This is a genomic window from Novisyntrophococcus fermenticellae (genome assembly GCF_018866245.1).
Lineage (GTDB): Bacteria > Bacillota > Clostridia > Lachnospirales > Lachnospiraceae > Novisyntrophococcus > Novisyntrophococcus fermenticellae.
The window spans coordinates 426258-440057 of record NZ_CP076458.1 but is presented as its reverse complement, the minus strand read 5'-3'; the positions used below and the strand labels follow the sequence as shown (position 1 = coordinate 440057).

Below are 13800 nucleotides of genomic sequence, written 5' to 3'. Positions count from 1 at the left end.
ATCCTTATGTACGTTTGATAAACTCATGCTGACACTTTGGGCATCGAATGGATATCGTACCTTTCCCCTTCGGGACCCGCACCTTCTGATTGCAGTTCGGACAGCGGAAATAGCGATGATCCTTGTCCTTTGCCTGGCGTGCACCACCCCGAAAGAAGCTAAAGAATTTTTCTTTCCATTCAAGGTATTTATTATTCTCCGCATAGCGGCTGCTGTGATTTTTTGAAAACATCCGTGCATAAGTAGTTATCAACAGCACCAATGCAATAAGATAAAACCAATTGTTCCCTGCGAAAAGAGAAATCAGCAATGCAATTATAGATACATACATGGTAAACCGTCCCAGTTGGTCCATGCCATAACGGCCTGCCATAAAGTCCTGCAATTTCCTTCTTAATTTATCCATATACTGTCACACTTACTCCTTGTAATATTCTAACTATAACTTTATTCCTTTTAGCAGCAAAAAGCAATGATTCAGCATATTAAAAATTTATAAACCTACACCAGCGTAGACAAAAGACGTTCCAGGGCTCTCCTGGTATCCTCATAGGTTGTAAACCTTAAAGCCTGAAGCCCTGCCTCTCTTGCTCCGTCCACATTTTTTTGCCGGTCATCAATAAATACCGCACGGTTTGGAATGATGTGGTATCTGTCTGTCAACTTCTGATATATACCTTTCTCCGGTTTAATCATATGACACTGAAAGGAAAATAATGCTCCATCTACCAGAGACAGGAAATCTAATTGCTCTTTTGTCTGTTCGAATGTCCTCTCTGAATAATTAGATAATATATATACCTTCAATCCTTGTTTTTTTAACGTCCGAATCCAGTCCTTTGCATAATCCAGTGTGAAGACAGTCTGGCCAGGTGTCTCGTAAAGCATCCGAAGTTCTTTCTCATATTCCGGGCAGTTTCTGACGAATGCATCACTTAACTCCTCCGGCGTCAGGATTCCACGATCTGCCTCGTCCCACACAGGATTCAAAAACATGGCCTCAGCAATTGTTTTGTTCATCTCCTCATCGAACCCAAAACTGCTCAGATACTTTTTCCAGTTATAATCCACCAGGACATTTCCCACATCAAAGATAACGGTATCGATCTTCTTTCCGTATATCTCCTCATTTTTTTCCTTTACCCGCCGGTAGACCAAAATCATGGCATAGATTAACACTGGTACCATGATGGTGCAGTATAGACAGATTTTGAACATCGTATATGCAAACGGGCTGTCAATCAGAGCAAAAATCAGGGTTGTCAGATACAATCCCAACAACAATACCGCTCCCAAGAAAGCCAGAAATTTCTTTGTATTTTTCACGCTAAACTTCCTCCTCAAACATCTGCAGAATTGATAAGCTTTTAAATTTCCTGTCGACGACCCGCGAAATATACTGATCCATCAACTGTTCCAATTCTCTTAAGACCTCAGGCTTCAGTGTAAATGTATAAAGCTTGTCTATGGATGCAGATGCTATATATTGACAGGTATACCGGGCTGACGGACTCATCGCCTGCTGATCCGGCGCATATTCCCCATTAATCGTCAGGGCTTTCAGTTCAAAAATCCTCCTCACAAGCCGGTTTTCAAACCTGTGACTCAGGAGTGCTTTCAACGAAACATACAAAAGATTCAGCATCTCGGCCTCATCTATACCTTCCAGACCATAATAGTCTGCGAATTCCAGAAAATAAAATCCATAATAGACCCCTGGCTGTTCATCGGCCAATTCAATAAAGTATTCTTTCACATCCGCACTGACCATACTATAAGCGGTTCTTCCCTCATATACTGTGAACGATCCAAACACGAATGGATTCGCCGCAGCCATCAGTATGCTGCCGGGTCTCCTGGCTCCTCTGGCAAACATGGATAATTTTCCCCGCTCTCTGGTCAGCATGACCACTCGCCGGTCATATTCACCGACTGGCATGGATGACAGAACCATCCCCGTAACTTGTACCGGTTCGCTCATACAATCCTCCACAGCATTTTGAGAATCTAAACTTCTTTTTTATCATATCCGTAATTTTTCATAAGGAGGTCACTGTCCCGCCAGTCCTTTTTCACCTTGACCCAGAGTTTCAGATTCACCTTTTGTTCAATCAGATGTTCAATCTCGTAACGGGCATTTGTTCCAATCTTTTTCAGCATCGCACCCTGTTTCCCAATGATAATACCCTTGTGAGAATCCCTTTCACACACGATTGTAGCATCGATATCCGTAATTTTTCCACCGGTTCTTTCCTTCATACTGTCAATGGAAACAGCAATTCCGTGGGGAATTTCTTCATTCAATGCATGTAGTGCCTTTTCCCGGATAATTTCAGCCACAATCTGGCGCATGGGCTGATCTGTTACAGTATCCTCATCATAAAACTGTGGTCCGTATGGCAGATACTTAAAAATAGTATCAATAACATCCTCCGTATTAAGGCCCCTCAAAGCCGATACCGGAATAATCTCGTCAAACTCATAGAATTTCCGATAGGCATCAATAAAAATCAGTACCTCTTCCCTGCTTACCGTATCCACCTTATTAATCACCAGTATGACCGGAAGCTTCGTATTCTTTAATTGTTCTGCAATATGGCGTTCACCTGCTCCTATAAAAGTGTCTGGTTCCACCAGCCATAGAACAACATCCGCCTCCTGAAGCGTCCGCTCCGCCACATTGACCATATATTCCCCCAGTTTATTTTTGGCTTTATGAATGCCGGGTGTGTCGAGAAAGACAATCTGCCCTCTCTCGGAGGTATAAACCGTCTGAATCCGATTTCTGGTGGTTTGAGGTTTTTTGGATGTAATGGCGATTTTCTGACCGATCAACTGGTTCATCAGCGTAGATTTCCCCACATTGGGACGCCCGATAATCGCTACAAAGCCTGACTTAAAATTCTCACTCATACAACGCTTTTCTCCATATTTCTAATACTAGAATCTTTTAATCTCTTTAAATAGTTCCTTATCCCTTTCAATTCCCGTAGAGCTTCCGATTACACAGATATTATGCTGGGATACCACCGCATCTACAAGTCCTGATAGTTTACGGATTTCCTCACACGAAACATGCAGTATTTCATCTCTCTCCTTTTGGAAGTCTGACTCGGTCAGTCCACTGAACCAGGCATTCAGAGATACACTCCCCTTTGCCGCCGGATTCAAAGGCGTATCCAATTCGCTGATTGTGCCGATAATATACTTCGTCATATCCCGCTCTGAACAGCTGAAGTTTTCAAGATACTTCTTAATGCCTTTATAAATTTCCAGTGTCCTTGAAAGATTCGGATCCCGGTAAGATGCCAGATAAGCCTCACCATTACGCTTAAAGCCGCTCATGCAGCCATATGCTCCACCCTTCACTCTCAGGTTTATCCAGAGATAATCATAATTCAAAATCTTTTTAAGAACACGTAAACTTCCTGTATAATCATAGCCCGCTTCTTTGAAGTTGCCGCAGGACGCCACATACTGTACCTGGCCGGCAGTCATAAAGGCTTCGTTCTTCTGCTCAAGAAGATAATGAATGCAGCCCTGCGGCAGTTGTTCCTTATGAAGATACTCTTTCATGGAAGCAATTTTCTGCTCCGTTCCCTCATAACCTTTCTCATCAGCAGTAATACTGACAAACAGGTTCTCAGGACGGAAGATATAGCGCATCAAAAGCTGCAATTTTTCAATCAAATCCGCTTTCTGTTCTTCGAAGTTCTTCTCCAGTTTTTCTACCAGATGATAAAACTCAATTCCCGCAGTGCGTTCCATAAAGTAAGCGGAACCCTGAAAATAAGAACTGGCCCTTAATACCGCACTGGAATGACCCGATCCCGGTATAGCCTGCTGCAGGCCGGCTTTCATGCTCCCCAGAATTTCACGCAGGCGCTTTTCATCCTCAAGCTTTGAAGTACAAAGAATCTCTTTAACCATATCATATGCAAAATCAACCCCGGCATCCAGAGACTTAAACCGGACACCAAACATCCTTGCACAGTCCACGCTTAGTACCGGTTTTTGAAATACCTGAAGCCCGCAGCTGATTCCCCCTGTATTGGCATTAATCTCGTTGAATAATTCACTGTAGCTGTAATGCTCCGTACTGACATATCCGAGAACAGATTTCAGAATACCCATATATGGGATTAATTCATCCGGTACATATTTTGTATCGAACAAAAGATCCACATAGGTGATTCCATTAGTAAAAAGATTATGGTGCAAAAGAACAGTATTCCCCTGGTGGTGTTCTTCATTATACAGCTTTACAGCTTCCCTGGTAATATCTGAGCGATTCAAAAGCGGGATGCACTCCTTCGCCTGTTCACTGTCTTCCGTTTCCTGAAATTCCTTTAAGGCCCTGGTTTGCTCCACCAGCTGTTCCAGTTCTGCCTTAGAAAGCGAAGCCTTATAAGCGGCCAGCTTCTCTCCTGTCTTCTTATCTTCCTTCTCCGCCAGACCCTTTTCAGGTACAAGCGTTACGATGGAGGCATGAGGATTCGACAACAGATATTTCCGAACCAGACCCTCATAATAACCGTTCTCCACCTCTTTCTTCAGTTCCTCAAAGACCCACAGCTGCTGCAAATGCAGCCATGGCTTTTCATCCTCATATAACCAGCTGTCAAATGCATCAATCCCATAAATCAGACCCTTGGGATAAGATGCAAAGTCCGCCTCCCGGAAGCGGAATTCAAAAAAGTTAATTCCTGCAAGAAGCGACTTTTTATCGATCCCCTGATTCACAATACCTTGCAAGGTATCGTAAATAACGTTTAAAAACCGCTCTTTATCAGGTGCATTCGCATTCTTCGCCACAATCTGGAAATAAGGCTGCAGGATTCCGTCCTCATAAGAGCCCACAATATCCTTTCCAATCTCAGCATCCAGAAGCGCCTGCTTTACCGGGGCTCCCGGCGCATCTAAAAGTGCATACTCCAATACAGAAAAGGCCACACACAGCTTCAGATCCAGGGCTGTTCCAGCCGTCACATTGTAGGAGAGATACGTATTGTTCTCCTCTTCATCCTGGTCCAGAATCGGATAAGAAAAACATACATCTTTTCTTTCAGCAAATGGTTCCTGAAATTTAATTTCAGAATCCACAAAGATTGCATCATATTTACTCAGATACTCCTTGTCCAGCCAATCCAGCTTCTCCTTCATGTCCATATTACCATACAGATAGATGTAGCTGTTGGACGGATGATAATACTTTTTATGAAAATCCAGGAATTCTTCATAAGTCAGGGAAGGAATGACTTTCGGATCTCCGCCGGATTCCACACCGTAAGCTGTATCCGGAAACAGCGTATTGAAAACTTCCCGGTTCAGAACTTCATCTGCAGAGGAAAACGCTCCCTTCATCTCATTATAAACCACTCCGTTGTAGGTCAGAGGATCGGATATCTGTTCAAGATGATAATGCCATCCCTCCTGCCGGAATATCTTTTCATTCTTATATATATTCGGATGAAATACCGCATCCAGATACACATCCATCAGATTCTGGAAATCCTTATCGTTACAGCTGGCTACCGGATACATCGTCTTATCCGGATAAGTCATAGCATTTAAAAAGGTGTTCAAACTACCCTTGACAAGCTCTACAAAAGGATCCTTCAAAGGAAACTTATCAGATCCGCAAAGTACCGAATGCTCTATGATATGTGCCACTCCGGTAGAGTTTGCCGGCGGGGTACGAAACGCAATATTAAACACCTTATTCTCATCGTCATTGGCCAGCAGCATCACCCTGGCTCCACTTTTCTTATGCTTATAAAGATATCCTTTTGCATGAATATCCTGGATCACTTCTTCTTTTAATAATTCGTAAGCTTTAGTCATAAAGCAACCTCCTATCCCTTGTTACGCTTCCGGAAACGCCTTAATAATTACCTCTATCTGCTCTTTGGAAAGCTGCAGATTAAAACCGGAAGGATTTATCACAAAACCCTTGGACTCTTTCACCATATATTGTGGAAGCTGAAAAATCGTAAGCGGCGCCATCTTCATCCCGACGGCATTTTTCTTATAATGCTTCTGAAATTCCGCAAAATCTGTGAATACCGGCTGAAAAATATTCCCCTCTTTGTCCTTCACATAAGGAATCCGGACCTGCTCCTTATCCGTTTCCTTCTCCTTCACCACTTCCATACCTATGATAAATTTGGATTTGGCAAAGTTTGCAATCATCTCTTCCTCCAAATCGTGCAGATGTTTCATATCGTGTTCTGCAGGTCTGCGAAGTTCCTGAATGAAATAGATTGCACTCAACTGTAAGGATGAATTGATAACAGGAATCTTTTCCTTGCCAAGCGCCTCTATATCCGGCTTTTTCTCCAACTCTTCCAACTGAATTCTGGTCGCAGAATTTCCTTCATGAAACAGCACCGCATTGATACCCATGGAATACAGTGAAACATAGAATCCCTTCATCTGGTTTTTCGTAACTTTCACCGCCACGAGCAGAATTTTCTTGTCCAGATAAGCTTTGGCAAACTCCTGAGCCTTTGTCTCATCTGTAAAAATATGAATCTGATCATCAAAGGTCTCCTCGTCACATTCTGCAAATGGCATCCTTGTAAACTGCGAGAAGACTACCAGCATCTCTTCTAGTCTTTGCAGTTTCTTAATCATAAATGTATTATCGACCGTCATTTTTTCACGCCTCAACTTTTCTTCTGATGTTTTTAAGTATAACATAAATGAAAAGACTGGTAAACTATACATTTCTTGACAACAAAATTTACAGTAATATAATGATACTAGGGTCAAAAAGTCATGTGTTTCATGCTTGCATGAAAAAACATGAATTTGGGACCCGCAAAACATGAGAAAGTAGCCCGATAGGGCGGATTTCGAATGTTTTTAGGATTGTGGGAGCACAAAGTGCGGAACAATCCTTAGTAGCATGGGGGTCAAAAGGTCATGTGTTTCATGCTCGCATGAAAAAACATGAATTTGACAGGGGCAAAACCCCCAACTAACGGGAAAGTCGTGTACTGACCCGAAAGAAAGGAAGGGAACTATGTATAATTATGATCCCAAATCACTGTGTGCCGATGAATTTATCAATCACGAAGAAATTCTGGACACACTGAAGTATGCAGAAGAGAACAAGGACAACATCCCTTTGATTGACCGTATTCTGGAAAAAGCACGTCCCCGGATTGCCGAAGGAAAGACTGTCTGTTCGGGACTGTCTCACCGGGAAGCATCCGTTCTGCTGGCCTGTGAAATTCCGGAAAAAATCCAGGAAATGTACGATCTGGCTGAGAAAATCAAGAAAGCATTCTATGGCAACCGCATCGTCATGTTCGCACCTCTTTATCTCTCCAACTATTGTGTGAACGGCTGCGTCTACTGCCCTTACCACCAGAAGAACAAACATATCGAACGGAAAAAACTAACCCAGGAGGAGGTAGCCGCAGAAGTCATCGCACTGCAGGATCAGGGACATAAAAGACTTGCCATCGAGGCTGGAGAAGATCCTTTGATGAATCCCATCGAATATGTGCTGGAATGTATTAATACTATATATTCCATTAAGCATAAACATGGGGCAATCCGCCGTGTAAATGTGAATATTGCCGCTACCACGGTGGAAAATTACCGGAAGCTGAAGGAAGCCGGAATCGGCACTTATATTCTGTTTCAGGAAACTTATCACAAAGCCAGTTATCTGAACCTTCATCCAACAGGCCCCAAGCATGATTACAACTACCATACAGAGGCCATGGACCGTGCGATGGAAGGCGGCATCGATGATGTTGGACTGGGTGTTCTTTTCGGTCTCGAGCTGTATCGCTACGAGTTCGCCGGATTGCTGATGCATGCAGAGCATCTGGAGACTGTTCACGGTGTAGGCCCACATACCATTAGCGTACCTCGTATAAAGCGGGCAGATGATATTGATCCCACCACGTTTGACAACGGTATCAGTGATGAAATCTTTGCAAAGATCTGTGCTTTAATCCGTATCGCCGTACCGTATACCGGTATGATTATTTCAACCCGGGAAAGTCAGGCAGTCCGTGAAAAGGTCATCCGTCTGGGGGTATCCCAGATCAGCGGCGGCTCACGCACATCTGTAGGCGGTTATGCCGAAGAGGTGCGCCCTACGGATACGGAGCAGTTTGATGTTTCTGATCAGCGCAGTCTGGACGAAGTCGTCCACTGGCTCATGAACATGGGCTATATTCCTTCCTTTTGTACCGCGTGCTACCGGGAAGGAAGAACCGGAGACCGTTTTATGGCACTTTGCAAGACAGGACAGATTCAGAACTGCTGCCATCCCAATGCTCTTATGACTTTGAAAGAATATCTGACGGACTATGCCGGACCAGAGACGAAGAGGATTGGTGAGGCCCTGATTCTGAGCGAACTGGAAAATATCCCAAGAGAAAGGACGCGGGAAATCTGTGAGGATCATCTGGAAAAGATTGAACAGGGCATCCGGGATTTCCGCTTTTAGGTGATACCATGGGATTAAATGACACACCTTCCGCAAACCGGCTGCATATTGCTTTCTTTGGCCAGAGGAATGCCGGTAAATCCAGCCTGGTAAATGCTGTAACCGGTCAGGACCTGGCAGTTGTATCCGATACAAAAGGCACCACTACGGATCCTGTATACAAATCCATGGAGCTTTTGCCTCTGGGACCGGTTATGATTATAGACACTCCGGGATTTGATGACACTGGAACCCTTGGAACACTGCGCATAAAAAAGACCAGGCAAGTACTTAATAAGACCGATATCGCTATTCTTGTAATTGATGGTTGCTCCGGAAAATCCCAAAGGGATCAGGAACTGCTCTCATTAATCCGAAAAAAGGAAATTCCATACCTGGAGGTTTTCAACAAGGCGGATCAGATCGACATAGCAGCACCAGAAGGTTCACTTCTGGTAAGCACGAAAACCGGACAAGGTATCCAAAAGCTCAAGGAAAAGATTGGAACAATGGTCAGCATCGATGATGAAAAGCTCCATATTGTAGGGGATATCATCCAACCGTCCGATTTTGTGTTATTAGTTGTTCCCATTGATTCTGCAGCTCCAAAGGGCAGATTGATTCTGCCGCAGCAGCAGACGATTCGGGATATTCTGGAAGCGGATGCTTCCGCTATCGTTGTTAAAGAAAATGAACTGAAAAATACATTAGAGTATTTGGGCAAGCGGCCTGCCCTCGTTATCACGGACAGTCAGGTGTTTGGCAGAGTATCGAAAGAAGTGCCACCCGAGATACCGCTTACCTCTTTTTCCATCCTTATGGCACGCTATAAGGGTTTCCTGGATACTTCTGTACGTGGTGTTCATGCCCTCGATTTCTTGAAAGAGGGAGATAAAATCCTGATTGCCGAGGGATGTACACATCACCGTCAGTGCGATGACATCGGAACGGTAAAGCTTCCCCGCTGGCTGCGCCAGTATACTGCTAAAAAACTGATTATCGAAACATCCTCCGGCACTGAATACCCGGAAGATTTAAGCCCCTATTCCCTCATCATCCACTGCGGCGGCTGTATGCTGGGTGAAAGAGAAGTCCGGTACCGGATGAAATGTGCTGTGGACGGCGGCATACCATTTACCAACTATGGAATTGCAATTGCCCATATGCATGGAATTCTAAAAAGATGCCTGGAGATTTTCCCGCAGCTGCTAAAAGAACTTGAAACCTGATTTGTGGAACGATATGGATTTAAGAAATGAAAGGAAGATTTTATGGAAAACAGAGTTGCGGTTGCAGCAATTATCGTGGAAAAACCTGATTCTGTAACTCCACTGAATGAACTGCTGCATGAATACAGGCAGTACATCATAGGCAGAATGGGTATCCCCTACCGGGAACGTAGTATCTCCATCATCAGCCTTGCCATGGATGCACCTCAGGATATTATAAACGCCATGACAGGTAAAATCGGACGTCTGAAGGGAGTTACAGTTAAAACTGCCTACTCAAGCCTATAATCATATTAAAAAATTTCCTGTTAAGCCCAAAAATCAGGGGAAGACCTTCCTAACGGAAGATTTTCGCCTGATTTTTAAATGCCAAAGGATACAAAAGGAACTGCCACTTGGCAATTCCTTTGTATCTTATCTGCTTATTCTTCTCCGTAGAGTGTAACCAGTCTCTTCAGATATTCATATCTTTCCTTAGCATCCTGCTCTGCTTTTGCAAACAGTTTTTCAGCTTTTTCCGGATTTGCACGTTTCAGTGAATTGTAACGTACCTCTCCTTCCAGGAAATCCTGATAGCTCTCGGTCGGAGCCTTGCTGTCCAGAATAAATGCTGCTTTTCCTTCTTCTTTCAAAGCAGGATTAAAACGGTAGTTGTGCCAATATCCTGTTTTAACCGCTTTTTCTTCTTCCATCTGAGATTTACCCATACCCATCTTGATTCCATGGTTGATACATGGAGCATAAGCAATAATCAGTGATGGTCCCGGATATGCCTCAGCCTCTGTAATTGCCTTTACAGTCTGATTGAAATCAGCACCCATAGCAATATGAGCAACATATACATAACCATAGCTCATAGCGATACCTGCAAGGTCTTTTTTCTTGACATCCTTACCACCCGCCGCAAACTGTGCAACAGCACCTGTAGGTGTCGACTTGGAGGACTGGCCGCCGGTATTGGAATAAACTTCCGTATCAAATACCATGATGTTAATATCCTGTCCACTTGCAAGAACATGATCCAGACCACCGAATCCGATATCATAAGCCCATCCGTCACCGCCGAAGATCCACTGAGATTTCTTGGCAAGGAAGTCTTCATTCGATACGATCTCCTTACATGCATCACAGTCGCATCCCTTCAGAGCAGCAACCAGCTTATTCGCGGCATCGCCGTTCAAAGCGCCGTTTTCAAAGGTATCCAGATATTCTTTGCATGCAGTCTTAGCTTCTTCAGAAGCCTCGTCACTGTTCAGAACAGTTTCAACCTTATCTTTTAATCCGGCTCTTAAGGCTTTCTGAGCCAGTAACATACCATAACCAAATTCCGCATTATCCTCAAACAGAGAATTGGACCATGCGGGACCATGTCCCTGGGGATTTACTGTATATGGTGTGGACGGTGAAGAGTTGCCCCAGATAGAGCTGCATCCTGTTGCATTGGCAATATACATTCTGTCACCAAACAACTGCGTAATCAGTCTTGCATAAGGTGTCTCACCACATCCTGCACAAGCACCTGAGAACTCAAGCAGAGGTTTCTTAAACTGGCTTCCCTTAACCGTGTTTACTTTAAATTTATCAATAACTTCCTGTTTTTCCGGAAGCTCTACTGCATAATCGAAGTATTTTCCGGTACCCACGTTCTCTTCCATATTCTGCATAACAAGAGCCTTCTCGCCCTTCTTACCCGGACAGGTATTCGCACAGGAACCGCATCCTGTACAGTCAAGGGCAGAAACAGAGATTGTGAACTTATATTCCGGCATGCCGATCATCGGCAGTGTCTTCATTCCTTCCGGAGCAGCCGCCACTTCTTCATCTGTCATGGCAAACGGACGGATTACAGCATGCGGACAAACATACCCACATCTGTTACACTGAATACAGTTATCCGGATTCCATATAGGTATATTAACCGCAATACCACGTTTCTCATATGCAGAAGATCCAGACGGTGTGGAACCATCCACATAATCCATAAATGCGGATACAGGCAATGAATTACCTTCCTGTGCACTTACTTTTGCCTGAACGTTGTTAACGAAATCAATAACATCTTTTCTTCCGCTTTCCGCATGTGTCATATTCAGACCTTCATCCGCCGCATCTTTCCAACTTTCCGGAACCTGAATTTCAACAGCCTGCTTTGCACCTTCGTCGATCGCTGCCCAGTTCTTCTGAACAATATCATCACCCTTACGTCCGTAAGTGGCTTTCGCTGCTGCTTTCATCAGCTCGATCGCCTTTTCCTCCGGAATGATGTTGGCCAGCTTAAAGAATGCAGATTGCAGAATCGTATTGATACGTGTTGGTCCCATGCCGGTTTCAATACCGATCTTAACACCATCAATCACATAGAACTTGATATTGTGGTTTGCAATAAATGCCTTTACCTGTCCCGGAAGATGCTTCTCAAGACCTTCCATATCCCATGGGCAGTTCAGCAGGAATGTTCCCCCGTCTACCAGTTCCTGAACCATGTTGTACTTATCCACATAAGAAGGATTGTGACAGGCCACAAAATTGGCTTTGCGGATCAGGTAAGTAGATTTAATCGGCTCTTTCCCAAAGCGCAGGTGAGACATCGTAATGCCGCCGGATTTCTTTGAGTCATAGTCAAAATATGCCTGAGCATACATGTCTGTATTATCGCCGATAATCTTAATGGAATTCTTGTTTGCACCGACTGTTCCATCCGATCCAAGACCCCAGAACTTACAGTTAATTGTTCCTTCCGGCGTTGTAATCAGGCCTTCCTCTGTATCCAGTGAAAGGTGTGTGACATCATCCACAATACCAATTGTGAATCTGCACTTTTCTGTATTATTATATACAGCAACGATCTGTGCAGGTGTTGTGTCTTTAGAGCCTAAGCCATAACGGCCAGTGAATATTGGAGTGTTCTCAAATTTGCTTCCTTTAAGAGCTGCTACAACATCCAGATACAGCGGCTCTCCGATAGAACCGGGTTCTTTTGTTCTGTCCAGTACAGAAATCTGCTTTACAGAATCCGGAATTGTCTCAACAAATGCGGACACGCTGAATGGTCTGTAAAGACGAACCTTGATAACACCAACTTTCTTTCCGGCTGCCATCAGGTAATCAATTGTCTCATCAATGGTTTCACAGACAGAACCCATCGCTACGATTACGTGCTCTGCATCCGGGGCACCATAGTAGTTGAACAGTTTATAGTTGGTGCCGATTTTTTCATTTACTTTGTCCATGTAGTTCTGTACGACAGCCGGAAGCGCATCGTAAGCAGTATTACATGCCTCTCTTGCCTGGAAGAAGATATCAGGGTTCTGTGCGGAACCTCTGTGATCCGGGTGGCTTGGGTTCAGTGCATTATGTCTGAAATCATTAATCGCATCCAGATCCACCATATCTTTCAGATCCTCATAATCCCAGGTTTCAATCTTCTGAATCTCGTGGGAAGTACGGAATCCATCAAAGAAATTAATGAACGGAACTTTGCCCTTGATTGCTGAACAGTGCGCAACCGGTGTCAGATCCATAACTTCCTGTACGCTGGACTCACAAAGCATCGCACATCCGGTCTGACGACAGGCATAGATATCAGAGTGGTCGCCAAAAATCGACAGTGCATGGCTTGCAATTGCACGTGCGGATACGTTAATAACACCCGGTAACTGCTCACCAGCAATCTTATACAGATTCGGAATCATCAGGAGTAATCCCTGAGAAGCTGTATAGGTTGTGGTAAGAGCACCTGCGGATAAGGCTCCGTGTACTGCACCTGCCGCACCTGCTTCAGACTGCATCTCTGTCACACGAACCTCGCGTCCGAAAATGTTCTTCCTTCCCTGGGTTGCCCATTCATCTGTGGCCTCTGCCATAACAGATGATGGTGTAATCGGGTAAATAGCCGCAACATCCGAATATGCATAAGATGCATGTGCTGCAGCATGATTACCATCCATGGTTTTCATCTTTCTTGCCATTATAATAATCCTCCTTACATAGATATGACAATGTGATCAAATGGCTTTAATTAAGTCGTCACCTGAAAATTCGCTTCCGGTGAGGGCATTTATGAACTACATTGGTCTGTCTCTGCCCTTTTTCATGCCGGATTTGCACACCCGGCACAGG

At 44.2% G+C, this 13800-nt stretch carries 10 protein-coding genes; 3 read left to right on the top strand and 7 right to left on the bottom strand.

Going from position 1 to position 13800, the window contains the following annotated elements; all coding sequences use genetic code 11:
* Positions 1-4: 4 nt before the first annotated feature.
* The 6 genes from KNL20_RS02070 to KNL20_RS02045 form a co-directional block, all read right to left on the bottom strand.
* Positions 5-406 (bottom strand): zinc-ribbon domain-containing protein, encoded by a 402-nt coding sequence (locus KNL20_RS02070; protein WP_230399005.1) that lies wholly within the window; start codon positions 404-406, stop codon positions 5-7.
* A 95-nt stretch (positions 407-501) separates the two neighbouring features.
* Positions 502-1326 carry an HAD family hydrolase gene (locus tag KNL20_RS02065; RefSeq protein ID WP_230399004.1) on the bottom strand — a complete coding sequence of 275 codons (825 nt, stop codon included), beginning with the start codon at positions 1324-1326 and terminating at the stop codon, positions 502-504.
* Between the two features lies 1 nt (position 1327).
* Positions 1328-1981, bottom strand: a complete 654-nt coding sequence (recO, locus tag KNL20_RS02060; protein WP_230399003.1) for a DNA repair protein RecO — start codon at positions 1979-1981, stop codon at positions 1328-1330.
* Positions 1982-2007: 26 nt separating this feature from the next.
* Positions 2008-2913 (bottom strand): GTPase Era, encoded by a 906-nt coding sequence (gene era, locus KNL20_RS02055; protein ID WP_230399002.1) that lies wholly within the window; start codon positions 2911-2913, stop codon positions 2008-2010.
* Positions 2914-2940: 27 nt separating this feature from the next.
* Complete coding sequence (locus KNL20_RS02050) at positions 2941-5844, bottom strand: insulinase family protein (protein ID WP_230399001.1); 2904 nt, start codon at positions 5842-5844, stop codon at positions 2941-2943.
* 21 nt (positions 5845-5865) lie between these two features.
* Positions 5866-6657 carry an SseB family protein gene (locus tag KNL20_RS02045; protein WP_230399000.1) on the bottom strand — a complete coding sequence of 264 codons (792 nt, stop codon included), beginning with the start codon at positions 6655-6657 and terminating at the stop codon, positions 5866-5868.
* A gap of 370 nt (positions 6658-7027) precedes the next feature.
* On the opposite strand from KNL20_RS02045, the gene hydG reads away from it, so the two are divergent.
* Genes hydG through KNL20_RS02030 form a run of 3 tightly spaced genes read left to right on the top strand, consistent with a single transcriptional unit; the run spans position 7028 to position 9969 of the window.
* On the top strand, positions 7028-8473 hold the full coding sequence (gene hydG, locus KNL20_RS02040; protein ID WP_230398999.1) for a [FeFe] hydrogenase H-cluster radical SAM maturase HydG: 1446 nt from the start codon (positions 7028-7030) through the stop codon (positions 8471-8473).
* Positions 8474-8481: 8 nt separating this feature from the next.
* On the top strand, positions 8482-9681 hold the full coding sequence (gene hydF / locus KNL20_RS02035; RefSeq protein WP_230398998.1) for a [FeFe] hydrogenase H-cluster maturation GTPase HydF: 1200 nt from the start codon (positions 8482-8484) through the stop codon (positions 9679-9681).
* Between the two features lie 42 nt (positions 9682-9723).
* Positions 9724-9969 (top strand): TM1266 family iron-only hydrogenase system putative regulator, encoded by a 246-nt coding sequence (locus tag KNL20_RS02030; protein ID WP_230398997.1) that lies wholly within the window; start codon positions 9724-9726, stop codon positions 9967-9969.
* A 134-nt stretch (positions 9970-10103) separates the two neighbouring features.
* Here KNL20_RS02030 and nifJ read toward each other — a convergent pair whose 3' ends face one another.
* Entirely contained in the window at positions 10104-13649 is a 3546-nt protein-coding gene (gene nifJ / locus KNL20_RS02025; protein WP_230398996.1) for a pyruvate:ferredoxin (flavodoxin) oxidoreductase, read from the bottom strand.
* Positions 13650-13800 lie beyond the last annotated feature (151 nt).

Coding starts and splice junctions, on each gene's coding strand:
- KNL20_RS02070 (WP_230399005.1), bottom strand. CDS start 406: ATGGATAAATTAAGAAGGAAATTGCAGGACTTTATGGCAGGCCGTTAT.
- recO (WP_230399003.1), bottom strand. CDS start 1,981: ATGAGCGAACCGGTACAAGTTACGGGGATGGTTCTGTCATCCATGCCA.
- era (WP_230399002.1), bottom strand. CDS start 2,913: ATGAGTGAGAATTTTAAGTCAGGCTTTGTAGCGATTATCGGGCGTCCC.
- KNL20_RS02050 (WP_230399001.1), bottom strand. CDS start 5,844: ATGACTAAAGCTTACGAATTATTAAAAGAAGAAGTGATCCAGGATATT.
- KNL20_RS02045 (WP_230399000.1), bottom strand. CDS start 6,657: ATGACGGTCGATAATACATTTATGATTAAGAAACTGCAAAGACTAGAA.
- hydG (WP_230398999.1), top strand. CDS start 7,028: ATGTATAATTATGATCCCAAATCACTGTGTGCCGATGAATTTATCAAT.
- hydF (WP_230398998.1), top strand. CDS start 8,482: ATGGGATTAAATGACACACCTTCCGCAAACCGGCTGCATATTGCTTTC.
- KNL20_RS02030 (WP_230398997.1), top strand. CDS start 9,724: ATGGAAAACAGAGTTGCGGTTGCAGCAATTATCGTGGAAAAACCTGAT.
- nifJ (WP_230398996.1), bottom strand. CDS start 13,649: ATGGCAAGAAAGATGAAAACCATGGATGGTAATCATGCTGCAGCACAT.